This is a genomic window from Micromonospora sp. C95 (assembly GCF_018070465.1).
Classification (GTDB): Bacteria; Actinomycetota; Actinomycetes; order Mycobacteriales; family Micromonosporaceae; genus Micromonospora.
Genome location: NZ_JAGPXT010000030.1, coordinates 37,098 through 56,460, shown reverse-complemented (window position 1 = coordinate 56,460; position 19,363 = coordinate 37,098). Strand labels below are relative to the sequence as shown.

The following is a 19,363-nucleotide window of genomic DNA, read 5'->3' as shown; positions in this document are numbered from 1 at the left end:
GGCGAGGGTGAGCAATGATAGTCATCAGTCTCGCGCTCATCCTCGTCGCGGTGGTACTGCTGGTCTTCGGTCTGGCCGGTGGCTCCAGCCCGCTGCTCGTCGTCTCGATCGGGGCCAGCCTGCTGGCCGCCGTGGCACTCGTCGCCGGTGCCCGCCAGGCGGCCGGCCGGGCCACGGTCCCCGGCGGCACCCCGGGTGGCCAGGCGCGTCGTGACGGCGACGGCCGGGAGCCGAGCATCCCGACCCAGCAGACCTCGGTAGACGTGGACACCGGCGATGCCGGGTGGCGGCAACCACCCGGCTCGCCGGTGACCGAGCCACGCGAGCGGTTTCGCGTCGCCGACGGGTACGACGACGAGCCCGCGGCCGAGGAGATCACCGCCGAGCAGGCGGCCCGGGTGGCCCGCCTCGCGGACGAGGTGCGGGTCGTTGACGGCCGTCCTCGGTACCACCTCGCCGAGTGCCCGCACCTGGTCGGCCGGGAGCACGAGCCGCTGCCCGTCGCGGAGGCGGTCGAACTCGGCTTCACCCCCTGCGCCCACTGCACGCCGGACACCGTGTTGCTGGCGGAGATCGAGCGCCGCTGACGTGGCCCCGACGGACGATGCGCTGGTCGTCGCCGTACGGGTGAAGCCGGGCGTCTCCCGGGCCCGCGTGGGTGGCCGGTTCGACGGTCCGCACGGGCCCGCTCTCGTCATCGCGGTGCATCCTCCGGCGGCTGACGGCCGGGCCACCGAGGCCGCCCGTCGCGCGTTGGCTGCCGCGCTCGGCGTGCGGCCGGCCACCGTGTCGCTCCGCACCGGCGCGGCGAGCAGAGACAAACTCTTCCTGGTGACGCCGTCCGGGCCGGATCTGATCGGGCGGCTGAGCCGGTTGCGGGACGGTGCCGAACCTGCCGGCTGAGTGGTGGTCATCTGCTAGCGTTCCCTTTGCCCCGAAATGGCGAGTTACCGGGGCGGATCGGGCGTTGCGGTGCGGCACGTTGTCGGACGCCTTTACGTTCCGTATCCTTGCCAACCTCCGGAGTGCGCGGCCCCGTCGCCGCGCGCCCGTTTTGTACCTGGGGCGGCCGATGCTGGCGGCCCCTGTCGAGGCGTCGCGGACTCACCGCGGCTCCGTGGCCGAGGGAGCGACGATGGCCAAGCCAGCCGACACCAGGACCGCAGGCCGCAAGCCGGCGGCGAAGTCCACCCGCAGCGCCGCGGAGACCGAGAAGATCCGAGCCGCCTTGGCGGCCCGGCACGAGGAACTGCGGGCCGAGTACGATCAGACGCTGAGCGAGATCACCGAGCTGCAGCGCGACCGCCTCACCGACTCGGCCGGGGACGACCAGGCCGACACCGGGACCAAGACGTTCGAGCGGGAGCAGGAGATCTCCCTCGCCAACAGCATCCTGGAACGGATCACGCAGGTCGAGCGCGCCCTCGAGCGTCTCGATGAGGGTGGCTACGGCTGGTGCGAGCGATGCGGCAACCCCATCCCGGTGGAGCGGCTGGCCGCGTTCCCGTCCGCCACCCTCTGCGTGACCTGCAAGCAGCTGGAGGAGCGGCGCTGACGGCACGCTCCCCGGCGTCCGCACGCGGCGGTGCGACCGCACCGCCGGGACAGTCGATGGGGAGCAGATGAGCGCAGCACCGCAAGCGGGATCCGGCACCAGCGGGTCGGGCACCGTCACGAGATCGCGGCGCCGGTCCGTCACGATCCTGCTCTCGCTCGCGGTGTTGGCGGTGGCCGTCGATCTATTGACCAAGCACCTGTCCCTGCAGGAGCTCAGCGATCGCGAGCCGGTGCGGCTGCTGGGCGGGGCTCTCTACCTGTCGCTGACCCGCAACAGCGGGGCTGCCTGGAGCCTCGGCAGCGACTACACCTTCATCTTCCCGATCATCGCGGTCGGGGTGCTGGGCTGGATCGCCTGGATGGCCCGGACGCTGCGCTCGGTCCCCTGGGCGATCGCGCTGGGCCTGGTGGTCGGTGGCGTCGTCGGCAACCTGATCGACCGGATCTTCCGGGCACCGGGCTGGTTCGTCGGGCACGTGGTCGACATGTTCAGCGTCTTCGACCCGTACGGCCGGGTCTTCCCGATCTTCAACGTCGCCGACAGTGCCCTGGTCTGCGGGGTACTGCTCGCCGTCGCGTTGGAGTTCACCGGCCGCCAGCGCGACGGTAACCGGGCGACGGCCGCCGACCGGCCGGGGCCAACGGGGAAGGACGCGCCAACGGGGGAGGACACCGCCACCCGGCAGCCCGCCGGGGCGGGCGACCAGGGCGACGTCGACGGCGGACGGCGGGAACGGGCGTGACGGCCACCTTCGCCGCCGGTGGCGACCAGCGGAGCCTGCCGGTACCCGACGGACTCGACGGGATGCGACTGGACCAGGCCGTCGCCCGGCTGTTCGGGCTGTCCCGTACCGCCGCCGCCGCGCTCGTCGACGCCGGGGAGGCGCTCGTGGACGGCGCGGTACGTCCCAACTCGCACAAGGTGCGGGCGGGTTCCTGGCTGGAGGTGACGCTGCCCGCGCCGGCCGCCGCACCGGTGGTGGTGCCCCGGGCCGTGCCGGGCCTGCGGGTGGTGTACGCCGACGAGGACATCGTGGTGGTGGACAAGCCGGTCGGCGTGGCCGCGCATCCCAGCCCCGGGTGGACCGGCCCGACCGTGATCGGCGGCCTCGCCGCCATCGGGCACACGATCGCCACCAGCGGTGCCGCCGAGCGTCAGGGCGTCGTGCACCGCCTCGACGTCGGCACCACCGGCGTCATGGTGGTGGCCAAGAGCGAGCAGGCGTACAGCGTGCTGAAACGGGCCTTCAAGTACCGCGAGGTGGAGAAGCGCTACCACGCGGTGGTGCAGGGGCACCTGGATCCGTTGCGCGGCACCATCGACGCACCGATCGACCGGCACCCGCACCACGACTACCGCTGGGCGGTCGTCTCCGGCGGCAAACCGAGCATCACCCACTACGACACCATCGAGGCGTTTCCGTCCGCGAGCCTGGTCGACGTGCGGCTGGAGACCGGCCGGACCCACCAGATCCGGGTGCACTTCTCGACGATGCGGCATCCGTGCGTGGGTGACCTCACGTACGGAGCCGATCCGACACTCGCCGCCCGGCTCGGACTGGACCGGCAGTGGTTGCACGCCAGAGAGTTGAGCTTCGAGCACCCCCGTACGGGGGACGAGGTCCGCTTCGTCAGCGACTACCCTGACGATCTGGGACGCGCGTTGGAACTTCTCCGCGACTGACGTGTCCCACCCGTTCCGACCGACCGACGAGGGGACCGCCCGTGCGCGCCGGCGATCTGCTGCGGAAGTTGGACCAGCGACTGCTGCCCCGCCTCGCCGACACCGTGACCTGGCTGGGTCACGGCCCGGGCCGCACCCCGCTGCTCGGGTGGGTGGCGATGCTGTCGTGCACCGCGGTGCTGGCCACCGCCGTGCTCGCCACCGGTGGTCCGCCGGTGCCGGACCGCACGGTCGGCGAGGTGACCCGGGTGGGCGTGGTCGAGGGTGACTCCATCCCCCGTTACGAGGCGACCGCGGCGGCCGACCTGGCCGCGTTGGCCGGCTCGCTCGGCGACGGCACGTACGCCCTGGTCTCGCTCACCGAGTACCTCACGCCGGACCGGCTCGCGGCGGTGGTCGGTGACGTGGGGGTCGCGGTGGTGTTCGGACGGGTGCCGCTGCCGCAGCGGCAGACCGAGATCGTCCGCATTCCGGCCCAGCGGGTGCCGGAGGACGTGACCGCCGGGATGGTCAAGCTCGCCGAGCGCAAGGAGCGGGAGGCAGCCGACTACCGCGCCCGGGCCACCGCGCTTGGCGGTGGCGGACCGGAGGAACGCGAACTGCGCGGCCTCTACCTCAGTGGTGCCCAGGTCGCGGCGGCGGAGGCGGCCGCGTTCCGGGCCGAGTGCGCCTGCCTCTACGCCCTGGTGGTACGCGCCGAGCCGGCGAAGCTGCGCGGCGTGGCGGCCCGGTCCGGGGTGCGGGTGGTGGATCCCGCGCCCGAGGTCCGGCGGTTGGAACGGACGGTGTTCACTCCACCGCTGCCCGAGCAGCGGGATGTCGTGCGGCCGCCGGTCGACCGGACGGCCACACCGGAACCGACTCCGAGCGCCACCCCCGTCGCCACCGCCACCGCGGTCACCACCGGCGGCCCGCCCGTGCCGGTACCGACCGTAGCCGAGCCGACCGTAGCCGAGCCGACCGTGGCCGAGCCGACCGTGGCGGACCGCTCACCGGCACCGCCGGGGGTGACGGATTCGTCACCGTCGCCGGCGTCGCCCTCGCCAGCACCGTCGGCGACGGCATGGACGCCGTCCACCTCGGCAGACACTGCCCGCGCGGACGATTCAGAGCCGACACCGTGACGGTTGTCGACAGATCCGGGCGCCGCCCGGTGTGGCCCCAGTAGGCTTTCGTTCGTAGCCTGTCAGACGGAGACCGAAGCGCTGGGGAGGCGATCCGTGGAGGGCAGCGAGACCGGTTGGGGACGGCCCGCCGAACCGGCACCGCGGTGGCGGGCGCTGCTCGACCGAGCCCGCCTCGGCGGTCGCAGCGCAGAGCCGGCCGCCGAGCGGCGAGGCGAGGAGCCGGCGCCGTCGCCCGAGCCGTTGCCGCAGCGGGGGCCGGGCAGCGGCTATGCGGGCCGGGTACCGGCCGTCGGGCAGCCGGCGGACCGGCCGTACGGCGAGGAGCCGGCCTATCGCGCCGAACCCGCCTACCGGGTCGACCCGGCGCGTCCCGCCCAGCCGTACCGGGGACAGCCGGGGCCGCCGGCGTACCCGGCGGTGCCGGAGCCGCGTCGGCCGGAGCCGGTCGAGTCGCGGTACACCCTGTTGGACAACGGCTACCGGCATGCCGGGCCACCGGTGGAGTCCCGGTACGCCCTGCTGGACAACGGTGGCTACCAGCCGCACTCGGCGGCCGTGGCGCCGCCGAGCACGCTGCCGCAGGCGGCACCGTCGCCGGCGGTGGCACCGGTGACCCCGCCGCCGGCCATGGCGCCACCGGCAACGGTGGCGGGCCGTCCAGGGCGGATCGAATGGCGGTCGCAGAGCGCCGGCAACGACCTCGAACGGGCCGCCGCCGTGCTCCGTCGTGATCTGGGCACGCCCCGGGTGATCGCCTTCGCCAACCCGAAGGGCGGGGTGCACAAGACGACGGCCACCGTGCTGGCCGCCGCCACCGTCGGCAGCGTACGCGGCCGTGGCGTGCTCGCCTGGGACGACAACGAGCTGCGCGGCACGCTCGGGTTGCGCGCCGGCAGCGCCCGGCACGCCCGGACGATCCGGCACCTGGTCGCCGATCTCGTGCAGATCGAGATCCGGGAGGGCCCGGAGCTGCTGGAGATCCTCGACGACTACCTGCGGCACGCCTCCGACGGGTCGTACGACGTGCTGGCCGGTGAGGAGAGCCCCCGGTTCGCCCAACGACTGGATCAGTTCACCGTCAAGCGGGTGCTGGAGTTGCTGCGGCGCACCCACGACGTGATCTGTGTGGACACCGGCAACAACGTGGAGAGCCCGAACTGGCGCACGGTCATGCAGGCGGCCGATCAGCTGGTGGTCACCACGGTGCCCCGCGAGGACGCCGCGTTCAGCGCCGACTGGATGCTCGACCTGCTGCACGAGGAGGGGATGGGTGAGCTGGCCGACAACGCCGTCACGTTGATCTCCTGCCCCACGCCGGGCCGGTTGCCGTTGCAGAACGACCTGGAGAAGCACTTCGCCACCCGGACCCGGGCGGTGACCGTGGTGCCGTACGACCCGGCGCTGGAGACCGGCTCGTCGATCGAGTACCACCAGCTCCAGGGCGAGACCCGGCAGTCCTGGTTGCGGGCGGCCGCGGCGATGCTGGAGCCCTTCGGCCGCTGACCGAACCTGGACGGGCGGGCGTGCCGGGCGGCTCGCGGCGCCGGCTGCCGCCACACGGTGTACGAGCTACGACGGTAGCTGCGAGGATCATCGGGTGAGTCCGACCACCCCCGCTGCCGAACCGCCCGCCCGGCCGTCGGCTGCCTCCTCGCCGCCGACCGAGCCGACGACCGGATCGACCAGCCAGCCGGCGACGGACGCCGCTGTGTCGTCCACCGAGTCGGCTGCCCACCCGGGTGCCAAGGTCACCGAGCCGAACGCCGCGCCGGCCGCCGAGGCCACCGTGCCCGCCGTCGAGGCGGGGACGGAGGGTGTCGCGTCGACGGGTGGGCGTGGCCGGGTGGCGGCGCTCGGGGTGGCGACGGTGCTGGTGCTGGGGCTGCTGGGGGCGCCGCTGGGATGGCTCTGGGCGGCGGTCGCGCCGGACACGCCGGTCGTCAAGAGTGGCGACGGCGCGGTCTACGGCCAGGCGCAACCGGAACAGCCGATCGCCGCCGACGGGTGGTTCAGCCTGCTCGGGCTGGCGTTCGGGGTGCTCACCGCGCTCGCCGTGTGGTTCCTGTTGCGCCGCCACCGGGGACCGGTCGGGCTGGTCGTCGGGGCGGTCGGTGCGCTGGCCGCCGCGTTGGTCGCCTGGCAGGTGGGGCGTCGGGTCGGCCTGGCCGGCTACCAGCGGCTGCTGGACACCGCCCCGGAGGGCACGCGCTTCAGCAAGCCGGCCGAGCTGCGGGCCGGCGGGATCGAGCTGTTCCTCGGGGTGTTGCCGGTGCCCTACGGCAACGTGCTGCTGCCGGCGTTCGCCGCCGCGGTGACGTACACCCTGCTCGCCGGCTGGTCGCGGTGGCCGTCGCTGCGGCCCGAGCCGGAGCCGGACGGAGCCTGGCTCGCCGCGTATCCGTCGCTGCCCGCCGGGCCGGCGGGAGCAGCCGGAGGGGCCGGGTCCGGACCGGCGGGACCGGGCGACGAGGCCGGTCCGGGGTCCGTGGGCCGGCAGGGCGAGGCCGATCCGGGGTCGGCGGGGCGGCGGGGCGGGGTCAGTTCGGGGCCGGTGGAGGCGAGGCCAGTTCCGCCAGCGGCACCGGAACCGCCCGCACCTGGCGAAGCAGCGCCGCCTCGCGGTTGAGCAGACGCAGTTCGGCGCGGAGCCGGGCCGCCGTGTCGTCGATGGCGAGCAGTCGCTGGCGGTCGGTCACCGTCAACGCCGCGGTCGCGGCGACCAGGTGGGACAGCACCGTCGGGTCCTCCGGCAACTGCTCGGTCAGCTCACCGGCCTCGGCCCGGATCAGCCCCAGGTACTGCCGGAAGACGGCGATCACCCGGGCCGCCAGCAGGTCGGCGGTCTCGTCCGGGCCGTCCGGTTCGGGCAACCACTGGACCTCGGCGGTCAGGTATGGCGCGGAGTTCCGGTCGACCTCGCCCACCCGGAAGCGTCGCCGCCCCACGGTGACGATGTCGAAGCCCCCGTCGTCCAACTCGGTGACCTGCCGCAGCTCGGCCGTGCAGCCCACCTCGTGCAGGGTGACGTCGCCGGACATGTCCTGACCGGCGCCGGCGGCGACCTCCCAGCCGCTGCGGATGGCCACCACCCCGAACTCGCGCGGCGCCCCGTCGGGCAACGCGACCAGGTCCCGGACCAGCGCGCGGTAACGCTCCTCGAAGATGTGCAGCGGCAGCACCAGCCCGGGAAAGAGCACCGTGGCGAGCGGGAACACCGGTAGCCGTGCGGTCACGTGATCAAGCGTAGCCCGATCGGCGGGCGGCGGCGTGTCCCGGCTCACCGTCCCGGACAGCGGGCGGCGCCGGTCGGCCCGGCGGACGGCCGCCTAGACTCGCAGGCGTGTTGAACCGGATCGACCTGCGCGGTGGCGCGCGTGACCCGCGCCACCTGCTGCCTCGCGCCCAGCTCGACGTCTCGGTCGCGGTCGAGCGCATCCGCCCGATCGTCGCGGCGGTCCGCGAGCATGGTTATCCGGCGGTCCGCGAGGCCAGCGAGCGGTTCGACGGGATAGCCCCGGAGGTGCTGCGGGTGCCGGTGGAGGCCATCGCGGCGGCGGAGGGCTCGCTGGACGGCCAGGTCCGGGCGGCGCTGCTGGAGTCGATCGCCCGGGCCCGGCGGGTGCACGCGGATCAGCGACGGGTCGACCACACCACCCAGGTCGTGCCGGGCGGTACGGTCACCGAGCGGTGGCTCCCGGTCGACCGGGTCGGCCTCTACGTTCCCGGTGGGCTGGCGATGTACCCGTCGACCGTGGTGATGAACGTGGTGCCCGCGCAGGCGGCCGGCGTCCGGTCGCTGGTGGTGGCCAGCCCGCCGCAGCAGGACAACGGCGGCCTGCCCGACCCCCGGGTGCTCGCCGCCTGCGCGTTGCTCGGCGTCGACGAGGTGTACGCCGTCGGTGGGGCCCAGGCGGTGGCGATGCTGGCGTACGGCTGTGCGGTCGACGCCGCCGGCAGCGCGCACTGCGCCCCGGTGGACATGATCACCGGACCGGGAAACATCTGGGTCACCGCCGCGAAGCGGCTGCTGCGCGGGGTGGTCGGCATCGACGCGGAGGCCGGGCCGACCGAGATCGCGATCCTGGCCGACGACACCGCCGACCCGGTGCACGTCGCCGCCGACCTGATCAGTCAGGCCGAGCACGACCCCCTCGCCGCCAGTGTGCTGGTCACTCCGTCGGTGGCGCTGGCCGATGCGGTGGACCGGGAGCTGACCCGAATGGTGCCGGCCACCAAGCACGCCGAGCGGGTCGGCACCGCGTTGGGCGGCGAGCAGAGCGGCGTGGTGCTCGTCGACGACCTGGTGGCGGGGCTGCGGGTGGTGGACGCGTACGCGGCGGAGCACCTGGAGATCCAGACCGCCGACGCCCGTGCGTGGGCGATGCGGGTACGCAATGCCGGGGCGATCTTCGTGGGTGCGTACTCGCCGGTGTCGCTGGGCGACTACTGCGCCGGCTCCAACCACGTGCTGCCGACCGGGGGTTGCGCCCGGCACTCGTCCGGGCTGTCGGTGCAGTCGTTCCTGCGCGGCGTGCACCTGGTGGAGTACACCGAGCAGGCGCTGCGGGAGGTCGCTGGGCACGTGGTGACGCTGGCGAACGTGGAGGACCTGCCGGCGCACGGCCAGGCGGTCGCCGCCCGGTTCGAGGCCACCGCATGACCGGGCCCGACGACCTGCCGATCCGGGACGAGCTACGCGGGCTGTCGCCGTACGGTGCGCCGCAGCTAGACGTGCCGGTGCGGCTGAACACCAACGAGAACTCCCACCCGGTGCCGGAGGCGGTGGCCGAGGCGATCGGCAAGGCCCTCACGGCGGAGCTGCGCGATCTCAACCGCTACCCCGACCGGGACGCGGTGGCGTTGCGCGCCGACCTGGCCGGGTACCTCGGCCACGGGCTCACCGCCGACGGGGTGTGGGCGGCCAACGGCTCCAACGAGGTCCAGCAGCAGCTGCTCCAGGCGTTCGGCGGGCCGGGACGCAGCGCGCTCGGGTTCACCCCGGCGTACTCGATGCATCCGCTGCTGGCGCGCGGCACGGGCACCGGGTGGGTGCCGGCCCGCCGGGGGGCCGACTTCGCCCTGACCGCCGACGAGGCCGTCGCGCAGGTCCGCGAGCACCGGCCCGACGTGGTCTTCCTCTGCTCGCCGAACAATCCCACCGGCACCGCGCTCGACCCGGCGGTGATCGACGCGGTGCTGGACGTCGCCCCGGGGATGGTGGTGGTCGACGAGGCGTACGCGGAGTTCGCCCGGCCGGGCACGGTCAGCGCCCTGGCGGTGCTGCCCGGGCACCCTCGGCTGGTGGTCACCCGGACGATGAGCAAGGCGTTCGGGTTCGCCGGTGGCCGGCTGGGCTACCTGGCCGCCGACCCGGCGGTGGTGGCGGCGGTGCAGCTGGTCCGGCTGCCGTACCACCTCTCCGCGCTCACCCAGGCCGCCGCGCGGGCCGCGTTGGCCCACCGTGACGCCCTGCTCGCCACGGTCGCCGAGATCGCCGAGCAGCGTGACCGCATCGTCACCGAACTGCGCGGTCGTGGCCTGCGGGTCGCCGACAGCGACGCCAACTTCGTGTTGTACGAGGTCGGCGGCGACCAGTCGGTGGCCTGGCGGGCGCTGCTGGCGCACGGCGTGCTGGTGCGTGACGTGGGCCTGCCCGGTTGGCTGCGGGTCACCGCCGGTACCCGGGCCGAGACCGACGCCTTCCTCGCCGCCGTGGACAGTATCCAGCGCGAGGGTTTGACCGCCCCGCAGCCGCTACCGACGAAAGGCACATCATGAGCCGGACCGCCCGGGTGGAGCGGATCACCAAGGAGACCAAGGTCCTGGTCGAGATCGACCTCGACGGCACCGGAGTGGCCGAGATCAGTACCGGAATCGGTTTCTACGACCACATGTTGCACCAGATCGCCCGGCACGGTGGTTTCGACCTGACCGTGGGCACGGTGGGTGACCTGGAGATCGACGCGCACCACACGATGGAGGACACCGCGCTGGCTCTCGGTGCCGCGGTCGACCAGGCGCTCGGCGACAAGGCGGGCATCCGCCGGTACGGCTCGGCCACCGTGCCCATGGACGAGGTGCTGGTCCGGGCGGCCGTCGACCTCTCCGGTCGGCCGTACGTGGTGCACGACGAGCCGCCCCTGGCGCCCTACATCGGCCCGGTGTACCCGACAAGCATGACCCGGCACATCTGGGAGTCCTTCGGCCAGGCGGCCCGGATCACCCTGCACGTGGACGTGTTGCGGGCGGCCCGGCCCGGTGGGCATCCGGACGCCCACCACGTGGTCGAGGCGCAGTTCAAGGCGGTGTCCCGGGCACTGCGGGAGGCCACCGCGGTGGACCCGACGGCCGGCGGGGCGATTCCCAGCACGAAGGGGGCGTTGTGACCGGCACGGGTACGGTGCGGCGGAGGTGTCGCCGGTGAGCGGCATCCTGCCCACGCTGCTGCTGATCCTGGCCGGGGTGCTGGTCGGTGGGGCGCTGTCCCTGCACCGGCAGGGGGCGCCGCGCGGTGCGGTGGTCGTCACCGCGCTGCTGGCCGTGCTGGCCACCGCCGCGGGTGTGCTCTGGCTGCTGCCGGGAGACGGGTCATGACCGGCCGGCCCGAGGGTGGGTCGCACCCGGGTGGACGGCGTCGGATCGTGGTGCTCGACTACGGCTCGGGCAATCTGCGCTCCGCCGAGCGGGCGCTGGCCGCTGCCGGTGCCGACGTACTGGTCACCGGTGATCTCGCCGCCGCCGCCGACGCCGACGGCCTGGTGGTGCCCGGGGTCGGTGCCTTCGCCGCGTGCGTGGCCGGCATCGAGGCGATCGGTGCCGGGCCGGTGATCGCCGGGCGGGTCGCCGCCGGTCGCCCGGTGCTGGGCATCTGCGTGGGCATGCAGATCCTCTTCGACTCCGGCGACGAACACGGGGTGGTGACCAAGGGACTGGGCCTGCTGCCGGGCACGGTCACCCGGCTCGCCGCCGCCCGGCTGCCGCACATGGGCTGGAACACCGTGCAGGCGCCGGTCGGTTCGGTGCTCTTCGCCGGCCTGCCCGCCGACAGCCGGTTCTACTTCGTCCACTCGTACGCCGTCGCCGACCCGGCCGCGCTGACCGCGTCCGGCGCCCGGGTGACCACGGCCCACCACGACTGCGACTTCGTCGCGGCGGTGGAACGCGGTGCGCTGTCGGCCGCCCAGTTCCACCCCGAGAAGTCCGCCGACACCGGTGCCGCGTTGCTGCGCAACTGGCTGGCCACCGTGCCCGCCGGTGACTGAGCCGGCCGGTGGCGCCCGCCGGGGGCCACGGTGAGCCGGGAACGGGCCCAGCGGCGGGCGGCCCGGGAGGCGGAGGCGGCCCGGCAGCGGGTGCTGCGGGAGCGCGCCGCCGCCCGCCGGGCGCGTCGTCGGGCACTGGTCCGTCGGGTGGTGCCGACGGTGCGTCGTGGCCGCACCGGACGGCTGCCGCGATACTCCCAGGGCGAGCGGGCCGCGATCGTGGCGCTCACCCTGGCCGCGATCACCCTGATCTGGGTGTTCGTGCCCGACCTGGCGCTGCGGGTCGGGCTGATCCTGCTGCTGCTGCTCGTCCTGCCGGTGATCGTGGTGATCGCCCTGGACCGCCGCTGACCATGCGAGAGGGACACGACACATGAGCCTCACCCTGTTGCCCGCCGTGGACGTCGCCGACGGCCAGGCCGTCCGGCTCGTGCAGGGCGCCGCGGGTAGCGAGACCACCTACGGTGACCCACTGGAGGCCGCGCTGGCGTGGCAGCGCGACGGTGCCGAGTGGATCCACCTGGTCGATCTCGACGCCGCGTTCGGCCGGGGCAGCAACGCCGAACTGCTCGCCGAGGTGGTGCGCCGCCTCGACGTACGGGTGGAACTGTCCGGTGGCATCCGGGACGACGCCTCGCTGCGCGCCGCGCTGGCGACCGGTGCCGAGCGGGTGAACATCGGCACCGCCGCCCTTGAGGATCCGCAGTGGTGCGACCGGGTCTGCGCGGAGTACGGCGACCGGGTCGCGATCGGGCTGGACGTGCGCGGTCGAACCCTGGCGGCCCGGGGCTGGACCCGGGACGGCGGCGACCTGTACGAGGTGCTGGAGCGGCTCGACAAGGCCGGTGCCTCCCGCTACGTGGTCACCGACATCACCAAGGACGGCACCATGCGGGGGCCGAACCTGGACCTGCTGCGCGAGGTGTGCGCCCGCACCGACGCCCCGGTGATCGCCTCCGGCGGCGTCTCCACCCTGGACGACCTGCGGGCCCTGGCCACCCTGGAGCCGGTCGGCGTGGAGGGGGTCATCGCCGGCAAGGCGCTCTACGCGGAGGCGTTCACCGTGGCTCAGGCCCTGGCGGTGCTGGCCAAGCCGTGATTCCGCCCCGGCCGCGCCGCGCCATCGCCCAGACGGCAGAGGAAGGACACTCCCGTGCCCACCAACCGTGAGATCCAGTTGGCCGCGCGCCCGCAGGGCTGGCCCACCGAGGACAATTTCCGGCTCGTCACCGCCGAGATCCCCACGCCCGGCCCGGGGCAGCTGCTGGTGCGCAACCGGTACATGTCGGTGGACCCGTACATGCGCGGGCGGATGAACGACGTGCGGTCCTACGTACCACCCTTCGCCCTGGACGCACCGCTTGACGGCGGGGCGGTCGGTGAGGTGGTCAGCGGCTCCGCCGACGGCTTCGCCCCGGGCGACACCGTGCTGCACGGCCTCGGCTGGCGAGACTACGCGCTTGTCGAGGCGAAGACCGCCCGGAAGGTCGACCCGGATCTGGCGCCGGTGACCGCGTACCTCGGTGTGCTCGGGATGACCGGGCTGACCGCGTACGCCGGGCTGCTGGAGGTGGCCGCGATGCGCCCGGGTGAGACGGTCTTCGTCTCCGGCGCGGCCGGCGCGGTCGGCAGCATGGTCGGCCAGATCGCCCGGCTCCGTGGCGCGGGCCGGGTGGTCGGCAGCGCCGGATCGGCGACCAAGGTCGAGCGACTGCGGGCGCTCGGCTTCGACGCCGCGTTCGACTACCACGACGGCCCGGTACGCGAGCTGCTGCGCGCCGCCGCTCCGGACGGCGTCGACGTCTACTTCGACAACGTCGGCGGCGAGCACCTGGAGGCGGCCATCTCGTCGATGAACGTGCACGGCCGGGCGGCGATCTGCGGCATGATCGCGCACTACAACGACACCGAGGCGCCGGCTGCCCCGCGCAACCTGGCCCAGGTCATCGGCAAGCGGCTGACGCTGCGCGGTTTCCTCGTCAGCGACCACGGCCACCTGCGGGAGCAGTTCGTGCCCGAGGTCTCCGGTTGGCTGCGCGGGGGCGCACTGGCGTACGACGAGACGATCGTCGACGGCCTGGAGAACGCTCCGGCGGCCTTCCTCGGCCTGCTGCGCGGGGAGAACCTCGGCAAGATGCTGGTGCGGCTTTGACCGGCGGCGCACCCCGTCGGGTCGAGCGGAGTGCCGGGCGTCGTACGGGCGGCGATAGGCTCGTCGCATGACGGTGGCGGTACGGGTGATCCCCTGTCTCGACGTGGACGCGGGACGGGTGGTCAAGGGCGTCAACTTCGTCGACCTGCGGGACGCGGGCGACCCGGTCGAGCTGGCCGCCGCGTACGACCGTGCGGGCGCCGACGAGTTGACCTTCCTCGACGTCACCGCCTCGTCCAGCGACCGGGGCACCATGCTCGACGTGGTCCGGCGTACGGCGGAGTCGGTGTTCATCCCGCTGACCGTCGGCGGCGGGGTGCGGACGGTGGCGGACGTGGACACGCTGCTGCGCGCCGGAGCCGACAAGATCGGGGTGAACACGGCGGCGATCGCGCGCCCGGAGCTGCTCGCGGAGATCGCGGAGCGGTTCGGTCGGCAGGTGCTGGTGCTCTCGCTCGACGTGCGGCGGGCACCGGCGGGCAGCACCGGCAGCGGCTTCGAGGTGACCACCCACGGCGGCCGGCGCGGCACCGGGCTGGACGCCGTGCAGTGGGCGCGACGCGGCGCCGAGCTGGGCGCGGGCGAGATCCTGCTCAACTCGATGGACGCCGACGGCACCAAGGCCGGCTTCGACCTGGAACTCATCGGCGCGGTGCGCCGGGTGGTCGACGTTCCGGTGGTGGCCAGCGGGGGGGCCGGTGCGGCCGCCCACTTCCCGCCGGCGATCGGTGCGGGCGCCGACGCGGTGCTGGCCGCCAGTGTGTTCCACTTCGGGGAGCTGACCGTGGCGGAGGTCAAGGACGTGCTGCGCGGCGCCGGTCACCCGGTGCGCTGACGCCGGGGTCCACAACCGGCGGCAGGTCGGGCGCCGAGCGTACGGCGGTCAGCCGCGGCCGGAGTGTCCCTCGGGGGAGCGCCGGGGGCTCGGGATGGAGCGGACCAGATACTCCTGCACGGCGGCGGCGTGCTCCTGCTCGTCGAGGTGCCAGTCCGCGGCGCCCGGCGCGTGCCGGCGGGCGAGCACGCCCTGCACGGTGTCGACGGTGGTGGCCAGCCCGGCGCTGGGCCGCGAGCGCCACAGGTGTTCTCCGTCGGGGGTGATCCGGAACCAGCCGTCGGAGACGTCGACCAGCCCGGCACCGAGCAACCGGCGGATCGCCTCCTCGATGTCGTGCCGTTCCGGGATGCTCTGGTCGAGATGGTCGGCCGTGGAGAGCACGTCGGCGAGGCGCACGCCCTCGGGGCGGCGGGTGGTCGTGGACCGCCGGTGGCGGCCGGCGCCGCTGGCGATCACCAGCGAGACGAAGATCCATGCATCGGTACGACGCCAGGCGTTGTCCCCCATGCGGAGATTCTGCCGGGCGATCCGGCTTGAGGAAAACACCGATCGCCGCACTGCGACCGTGAGTGGCATCATGATTGCCGACAGTCGATGCGGGTGGACGCGACCGACTCGATCCGGTATGGGGTCCGTGGCGCTGGGTGGTCGTCAGGTGGCCGGGGCCGGCTCGATCCGTCCGACCGTCGGTGGGTTCGGTTCGGCGACGTCGAACAGGGGCAGGAACAGTTGGGCCAGCGGTCCGATGGTCAGCGCGTAGGCGATGGTGCCGATGCCGACCGTACCGCCGAGCACCGCGCCCACGGCGAGCACGCCGACCTCGATGATGGTGCGGACCAGGCGTAGCGACCGGCCGGGGCGGCGGGCGACCAGGCCGGTCATCAACCCGTCCCGGGGGCCGGGTCCGAGTCGGGCGCCGAGGTAGAGCGCGGTGGCCGCGCCGTTGCCGACGATCCCGGCGACCAGCAGGACGATCCGCAGCGCAAGTGGCCCGCCGGGTGGCAGCAGGGCCAGGGTCGCATCGACCGCCAGGCCGATCACCACCACGTTGGCGACGGTGCCGAGGCCGGGGCGCTGGCGCAGCGGGATCCAGGCCAGCAGCACCAGCACGCCCACCGCGATGACCACGGTGCCCATGCTCAGGCCGGTCAGCCCGGACAACCCCTGGTGGAACACGTCCCACGGGTTCAGGCCGAGCCCGGAGCGGATCATCAGCGCCATGCTGAAGCCGTAGAGGACGAGCCCGACGAACAGGTGCGTCAGCCGTCGCGTCGGCCGGTGCCGAAGGTTGCCAATCATTGCCACGCATGCCACTCTAGGTGCCAATTGGCGGCACGATAGAGCCAATATCCGGAGAGTGGCCATGGTGAGTCAGGTACGTGGGGTCCAATTGGCCCGACTGCTCGGGCAGTGGCACGCCCTGCCTGGCCGGCGGCGCAGCCCTGACTATGCCGCGCTGGCCGGTGCGGTACGCGGCCTGCTCGCCGACGGTCGGCTACCCCTCGGCGTCCGCCTGCCCGCCGAACGGGACCTGGCCGAGGCGTTGCGGGTGAGCCGTACCACCGTCACCGCCGCGTACCGGGAGCTGCGCGACAGCGGGCACCTGGCCAGCCGGCGGGGCGCCGGAAGCTGGACCATGCTGCCGGGGACGCACCGGGTGGCGCCGAACGGACTGTGGATCCCGCTTGACGACCGGGACATGCTCGACCTCGGTGTGGCGGCGTTGGCCGCTCCGCCCGAGCTGCTGCCGGCGGCCCGCGCGGCGGCCGAGGACCTGCCCCGCTACCTCAACGGTGCCGGGTACCACCCGATCGGGATCATCGAGCTGCGGGAGGCGGTCGCCCAGCGGTACACCGAGCGGGGGCTGCCCACCTCACCCGACCAGATCATGGTCACCAACGGCACGCAGCACGCCCTGGACCTGGTGCTGCGGTTGGCGCTCGCGCCGGGCGGCGGGGTGCTTGTCGAGTCGCCGAGCTATCCGAACGCGCTGGCGGCGCTGGCCGCCCGGCGGGCCCGGATCACCACGCACGGCCTGGCCACCGACGCCGACGGTTGGGACGCGGACCTGCTGCTGGGCACGTTGCGGCAGGTGCGGCCCCGGGTCGGTTACCTGATCCCCGACTTCCAGAACCCGACCGGGCACCTGATGCCGGCGGAGCTGCGGGAACGGCTGGTGGCCACCGCGCACGCGGTCGGCACCGACCTGGTGATCGACGAGTCGTTCGTGGACCTGCCGCTGGACGGGACCGACCTGCCGCCACCGACCGCGAGCTTCGACCGGCACTCCCGGGTGGTGACCGTCGGCGGCATGAGCAAGCCGTTCTGGGGCGGGCTGCGGATCGGCTGGATCCGGACCTCGGCACCGCAGGTGCAGCGACTGGCCGCGGCGCGGGTGGGTGTCGACATGTCCAGCCCGGTGCTGGACCAGCTGGTCGCGGTGCACCTGCTGGAGGTCGCGCCGGCCATCGTGGCCGCCCGGCGGGCACAACTGGCCGTGCAGCGTGACGCGTTGCTCGGCGCGCTGGCCGCCCGGCTGCCGGAGTGGCGGGTCACCGTGCCGCGCGGTGGGGTGACCCTCTGGGCCGAGCTGGACGGGCCGATCTCCAGTGCCCTGGCGCGGGCCGCCGAGGAGGTCGGCGTACGCCTGGCGCCCGGCCCCCGCTTCGGCCTCGACGGGACGCTGGAGCGCTTCCTGCGGCTGCCGTTCACCCTGCCGGCCGTCGACCTGGTCGAGGCCGTCGGGCGGATCGCGGCGGTCCGTTACGACCTGGACCGGGCGGGGCAGGCCCGCTGGCCGGAGCCGAGCGTCATCGCCTGACCGGCCGTCGCGCCGATGCCCGGGACGCGACACGGATCGGCCCCGCACCCCGGGGAGGGACGAGTGCGGGGCCGACGCGGTGGGGTCGTCAGATCTCGGCGACGGTGCCGGCGTACATCTTGTCGATCTCGTCGGAGAAGTTGCTCTCCACGCCCCGGCGCTTGATCTTCAACGACGGGGTGATCTCGCCGTCCTCGATGGTCAGGTCGCGCGGCAGGATGGTGACCTTCTTGATGGTCTCCCAGCGGTTCAGCTTCTGGTTGAGCTGGGCGACGTACTCCTCCACCATGGCCTGGGCCTCGGGGGAGGCCACGACCTCGGCGTACGGGCGACCTTCCAGCGGGGTGCCGGCCGCCCAGCCGGTGATGGCGTCCGGGTCCAGCGTCACCAGCATCGTGCAGTAGTTGCGGGCCTGGCCGATCACCACGGCCTGCGAGGTGTACGGGCAGGTGGCCTTGAACATGCCCTCGATGTGCGACGGCGCGACGTACTTGCCGCCGGAGGTCTTGACCAGATCCTTCTTGCGGTCGGTGATGCGCAGGTAACCGTCGTCGTCCAGGCTGCCGATGTCGCCGGTCCGGAAGAAGCCGTCCTCGGTGAAGGCGGCGGCGGTCTCCTCGGGCAGGTTGTGGTAGCCCCGCATCACCGGCCGGCCCTTGATCAGGATCTCGCCGTCGGTGTCGATGCGGCACTCCAGGTCGCCCATGGCCTTGCCCACGGTGCCGATCCGCAGCCCGTCGGGCGGGTTGACGAAGTTGCCCGCGCTGGTCTCGGTCAGCCCGTAGCCCTCGGAGATCGGCAGGTTCGCCGCGGCGAAGAAGGTGGCGATCTCCGGGCTGAGCGGGGCGGCGCCGGAGACCAACACCCGGATCTGGCCGCCGAGCCGGGCCTGGAGCTTGCTGAAGACCAGCTTCTCGGCAAGCGTGTACTTGAGCTTCAACCCGCCCGGCACCGGCTTGCCGGCCTGCTCCAGGGCGACCTTCTCCTTGCCGACCGACACCGCCCAGGCGAAGATCTTGGCCTTCGCCCCACCGGCGTCCCGGGCGGTGGTGACCGACTTGTTGTAGACCTTCTCGAAGACCCGGGGTGCGCCGCACATCAACGTCGGGCGGACCACCGAGAGCAGCTCGACGAGCTTGTCGACCCGGCCGTCGACGTAGGTGGGCAGGCCGACGTGCGTGGCGCCGCAGAGCAGCGTCTTGCCGAACGAGTGGGACAGTGGCAGCCAGAGGTACTGCAGGTCGTCCTCGCGGAGCAGCCCGACCGCCTCCTGGGCCACGCCCTCCCAGCACCAGCCGCCGTGCAGCAGCTCGACGCCCTTGGGGCGGCCGGTGGTGCCGGAGGTGTAGATCAGGGTGGCCAGGTGGTCCGGGCCGATGCCGGCGACCAGCCGCTCGATCAGCTCCGGATCCTCGGCGAGCCGCTGGGCGCCCTGCTCCTCCAACTCGGCGAGGGTCAGTTGGGGCACGGCTGCGGCCGGGTCGGCGGTACCGTCGAAGAGGACCACGTGGGTCAGGGCGGGCAGCTGTGCCCCGGCGATCTTCGCCGCCTGGTCCGGGTTCTCCGCGAACAGCACCTTGGCACCGGCGTCGGAGACGATGTAGGCGGCGTCCTCGGGCTCCGTGGTCGGGTAGACCGTGGTCGTGGCACCACTCGCGCACATGATGCCGAAGTCGGCGAGCACCCACTCGATCCGGGTGTTCGCCAGGATCGCGACCCGGTCCTCCTGACCGACGCCCAGGCCGTGCAGGCCGGCGGCGATCGCCGTGGCCCGCTGGGAGACCTGAGCCCAGGTCAGCCAGACCGGTCCGTCGGGGCCGGGGTGGGCGAAAGCGTGGCGGTCGGGGGAAGCCGCGACGCGCTTGAGGAACATGTCAGGAATTGAGCTGTACGGTACATCGAGAGCCATCGCTGTAGCCGCC

General features: G+C 73.5%; 22 protein-coding genes. 18 read left to right on the top strand and 4 right to left on the bottom strand.

The window, feature by feature from the left end; all coding sequences use genetic code 11:
* Nucleotides 1-14: 14 nt before the first annotated feature.
* From KBX00_RS25095 to KBX00_RS25060, 8 genes are all read left to right on the top strand, one after another.
* Nucleotides 15-587 carry a hypothetical protein gene (locus tag KBX00_RS25095; RefSeq protein WP_210830522.1) on the top strand — a complete coding sequence of 191 codons (573 nt, stop codon included), beginning with the start codon at nucleotides 15-17 and terminating at the stop codon, nucleotides 585-587.
* A 1-nt stretch (nucleotide 588) separates the two neighbouring features.
* Entirely contained in the window at nucleotides 589-903 is a 315-nt protein-coding gene (locus KBX00_RS25090) for a DUF167 domain-containing protein (RefSeq protein ID WP_210830521.1), read from the top strand.
* A gap of 232 nt (nucleotides 904-1,135) precedes the next feature.
* Nucleotides 1,136-1,555, top strand: a complete 420-nt coding sequence (locus KBX00_RS25085; protein WP_164449180.1) for a TraR/DksA C4-type zinc finger protein — start codon at nucleotides 1,136-1,138, stop codon at nucleotides 1,553-1,555.
* Between the two features lie 67 nt (nucleotides 1,556-1,622).
* Nucleotides 1,623-2,300: a signal peptidase II gene (lspA, locus tag KBX00_RS25080; RefSeq protein ID WP_210830520.1), complete on the top strand. Its 678-nt coding sequence runs from the start codon at nucleotides 1,623-1,625 to the stop codon at nucleotides 2,298-2,300.
* Complete coding sequence (locus tag KBX00_RS25075; RefSeq protein WP_210830519.1) at nucleotides 2,297-3,241, top strand: RluA family pseudouridine synthase; 945 nt, start codon at nucleotides 2,297-2,299, stop codon at nucleotides 3,239-3,241. Before lspA ends, KBX00_RS25075 begins: the two co-directional genes overlap by 4 nt.
* 41 nt (nucleotides 3,242-3,282) lie before the next feature.
* Entirely contained in the window at nucleotides 3,283-4,365 is a 1,083-nt protein-coding gene (locus KBX00_RS25070) for a hypothetical protein (protein ID WP_210830518.1), read from the top strand.
* Nucleotides 4,366-4,461: 96 nt separating this feature from the next.
* On the top strand, nucleotides 4,462-5,871 hold the full coding sequence (locus KBX00_RS25065) for an AAA family ATPase (RefSeq protein ID WP_210830517.1): 1,410 nt from the start codon (nucleotides 4,462-4,464) through the stop codon (nucleotides 5,869-5,871).
* Nucleotides 5,872-5,965: 94 nt separating this feature from the next.
* Nucleotides 5,966-6,994: a DUF2567 domain-containing protein gene (locus tag KBX00_RS25060; protein WP_307869073.1), complete on the top strand. Its 1,029-nt coding sequence runs from the start codon at nucleotides 5,966-5,968 to the stop codon at nucleotides 6,992-6,994.
* Here the strand turns inward: KBX00_RS25060 and KBX00_RS25055 are convergent.
* A complete protein-coding gene (locus tag KBX00_RS25055) occupies nucleotides 6,906-7,601 on the bottom strand; it encodes an LON peptidase substrate-binding domain-containing protein (protein ID WP_210830516.1) in 696 nt (231 codons plus the stop codon). The two genes, KBX00_RS25060 and KBX00_RS25055, sit on opposite strands and share 89 nt — an antisense overlap.
* 107 nt (nucleotides 7,602-7,708) lie before the next feature.
* On the opposite strand from KBX00_RS25055, the gene hisD reads away from it, so the two are divergent.
* From hisD to hisF, 9 genes are all read left to right on the top strand, one after another.
* Nucleotides 7,709-9,028: a histidinol dehydrogenase gene (gene hisD, locus KBX00_RS25050; RefSeq protein WP_210830515.1), complete on the top strand. Its 1,320-nt coding sequence runs from the start codon at nucleotides 7,709-7,711 to the stop codon at nucleotides 9,026-9,028.
* Nucleotides 9,025-10,146: a histidinol-phosphate transaminase gene (locus tag KBX00_RS25045; RefSeq protein WP_210830514.1), complete on the top strand. Its 1,122-nt coding sequence runs from the start codon at nucleotides 9,025-9,027 to the stop codon at nucleotides 10,144-10,146. The genes hisD and KBX00_RS25045 overlap by 4 nt, the downstream gene beginning before the upstream one ends.
* Nucleotides 10,143-10,754, top strand: coding sequence for an imidazoleglycerol-phosphate dehydratase HisB (hisB, locus tag KBX00_RS25040; protein WP_210830513.1), 612 nt, complete (start codon nucleotides 10,143-10,145; stop codon nucleotides 10,752-10,754). The genes KBX00_RS25045 and hisB overlap by 4 nt, the downstream gene beginning before the upstream one ends.
* Nucleotides 10,755-10,788: 34 nt before the next feature.
* Nucleotides 10,789-10,962 (top strand): hypothetical protein, encoded by a 174-nt coding sequence (locus KBX00_RS25035; protein WP_247673964.1) that lies wholly within the window; start codon nucleotides 10,789-10,791, stop codon nucleotides 10,960-10,962.
* The gene (gene hisH / locus KBX00_RS25030; protein ID WP_210830512.1) at nucleotides 10,959-11,630 is read left to right on the top strand and encodes an imidazole glycerol phosphate synthase subunit HisH; all 672 of its coding nucleotides are present in this window, start codon (nucleotides 10,959-10,961) and stop codon (nucleotides 11,628-11,630) included. The genes KBX00_RS25035 and hisH overlap by 4 nt, the downstream gene beginning before the upstream one ends.
* 30 nt (nucleotides 11,631-11,660) lie before the next feature.
* Complete coding sequence (locus KBX00_RS25025) at nucleotides 11,661-11,981, top strand: hypothetical protein (protein WP_164449172.1); 321 nt, start codon at nucleotides 11,661-11,663, stop codon at nucleotides 11,979-11,981.
* A 22-nt stretch (nucleotides 11,982-12,003) separates the two neighbouring features.
* Nucleotides 12,004-12,729, top strand: coding sequence for a bifunctional 1-(5-phosphoribosyl)-5-((5-phosphoribosylamino)methylideneamino)imidazole-4-carboxamide isomerase/phosphoribosylanthranilate isomerase PriA (priA, locus tag KBX00_RS25020; RefSeq protein ID WP_210830511.1), 726 nt, complete (start codon nucleotides 12,004-12,006; stop codon nucleotides 12,727-12,729).
* A 54-nt stretch (nucleotides 12,730-12,783) separates the two neighbouring features.
* Entirely contained in the window at nucleotides 12,784-13,782 is a 999-nt protein-coding gene (locus tag KBX00_RS25015) for an NADP-dependent oxidoreductase (protein WP_210830510.1), read from the top strand.
* 67 nt (nucleotides 13,783-13,849) lie between these two features.
* On the top strand, nucleotides 13,850-14,617 hold the full coding sequence (hisF, locus tag KBX00_RS25010; protein WP_210830509.1) for an imidazole glycerol phosphate synthase subunit HisF: 768 nt from the start codon (nucleotides 13,850-13,852) through the stop codon (nucleotides 14,615-14,617).
* Between the two features lie 48 nt (nucleotides 14,618-14,665).
* On the opposite strand, the gene KBX00_RS25005 is transcribed toward hisF, so the two are convergent.
* Together KBX00_RS25005 and KBX00_RS25000 are read right to left on the bottom strand one after the other, a co-directional pair.
* Complete coding sequence (locus KBX00_RS25005) at nucleotides 14,666-15,127, bottom strand: hypothetical protein (protein WP_210830508.1); 462 nt, start codon at nucleotides 15,125-15,127, stop codon at nucleotides 14,666-14,668.
* A gap of 144 nt (nucleotides 15,128-15,271) precedes the next feature.
* On the bottom strand, nucleotides 15,272-15,925 hold the full coding sequence (locus KBX00_RS25000) for a YitT family protein (RefSeq protein WP_210830507.1): 654 nt from the start codon (nucleotides 15,923-15,925) through the stop codon (nucleotides 15,272-15,274).
* A 58-nt stretch (nucleotides 15,926-15,983) separates the two neighbouring features.
* Between KBX00_RS25000 and KBX00_RS24995 the strand changes: the two genes are divergently transcribed.
* Nucleotides 15,984-17,441 (top strand): PLP-dependent aminotransferase family protein, encoded by a 1,458-nt coding sequence (locus KBX00_RS24995; RefSeq protein ID WP_210830506.1) that lies wholly within the window; start codon nucleotides 15,984-15,986, stop codon nucleotides 17,439-17,441.
* An 88-nt stretch (nucleotides 17,442-17,529) separates the two neighbouring features.
* Here KBX00_RS24995 and KBX00_RS24990 read toward each other — a convergent pair whose 3' ends face one another.
* On the bottom strand, nucleotides 17,530-19,350 hold the full coding sequence (locus KBX00_RS24990) for a long-chain fatty acid--CoA ligase (RefSeq protein ID WP_210830505.1): 1,821 nt from the start codon (nucleotides 19,348-19,350) through the stop codon (nucleotides 17,530-17,532).
* Nucleotides 19,351-19,363: the final 13 nt, after the last annotated feature.

What these genes read in the sequence shown, in the direction of transcription:
- KBX00_RS25095 (WP_210830522.1), top strand. Translation starts at nt 15, where the DNA reads ATGATAGTCATCAGTCTCGCGCTCATCCTCGTCGCGGTGGTACTGCTG.
- KBX00_RS25085 (WP_164449180.1), top strand. Translation starts at nt 1,136, where the DNA reads ATGGCCAAGCCAGCCGACACCAGGACCGCAGGCCGCAAGCCGGCGGCG.
- lspA (WP_210830520.1), top strand. Translation starts at nt 1,623, where the DNA reads ATGAGCGCAGCACCGCAAGCGGGATCCGGCACCAGCGGGTCGGGCACC.
- KBX00_RS25045 (WP_210830514.1), top strand. Translation starts at nt 9,025, where the DNA reads ATGACCGGGCCCGACGACCTGCCGATCCGGGACGAGCTACGCGGGCTG.
- hisB (WP_210830513.1), top strand. Translation starts at nt 10,143, where the DNA reads ATGAGCCGGACCGCCCGGGTGGAGCGGATCACCAAGGAGACCAAGGTC.
- hisH (WP_210830512.1), top strand. Translation starts at nt 10,959, where the DNA reads ATGACCGGCCGGCCCGAGGGTGGGTCGCACCCGGGTGGACGGCGTCGG.
- priA (WP_210830511.1), top strand. Translation starts at nt 12,004, where the DNA reads ATGAGCCTCACCCTGTTGCCCGCCGTGGACGTCGCCGACGGCCAGGCC.
- hisF (WP_210830509.1), top strand. Translation starts at nt 13,850, where the DNA reads ATGACGGTGGCGGTACGGGTGATCCCCTGTCTCGACGTGGACGCGGGA.
- KBX00_RS25005 (WP_210830508.1), bottom strand. Translation starts at nt 15,127, where the DNA reads ATGGGGGACAACGCCTGGCGTCGTACCGATGCATGGATCTTCGTCTCG.
- KBX00_RS24995 (WP_210830506.1), top strand. Translation starts at nt 15,984, where the DNA reads ATGGTGAGTCAGGTACGTGGGGTCCAATTGGCCCGACTGCTCGGGCAG.
- KBX00_RS24990 (WP_210830505.1), bottom strand. Translation starts at nt 19,350, where the DNA reads ATGGCTCTCGATGTACCGTACAGCTCAATTCCTGACATGTTCCTCAAG.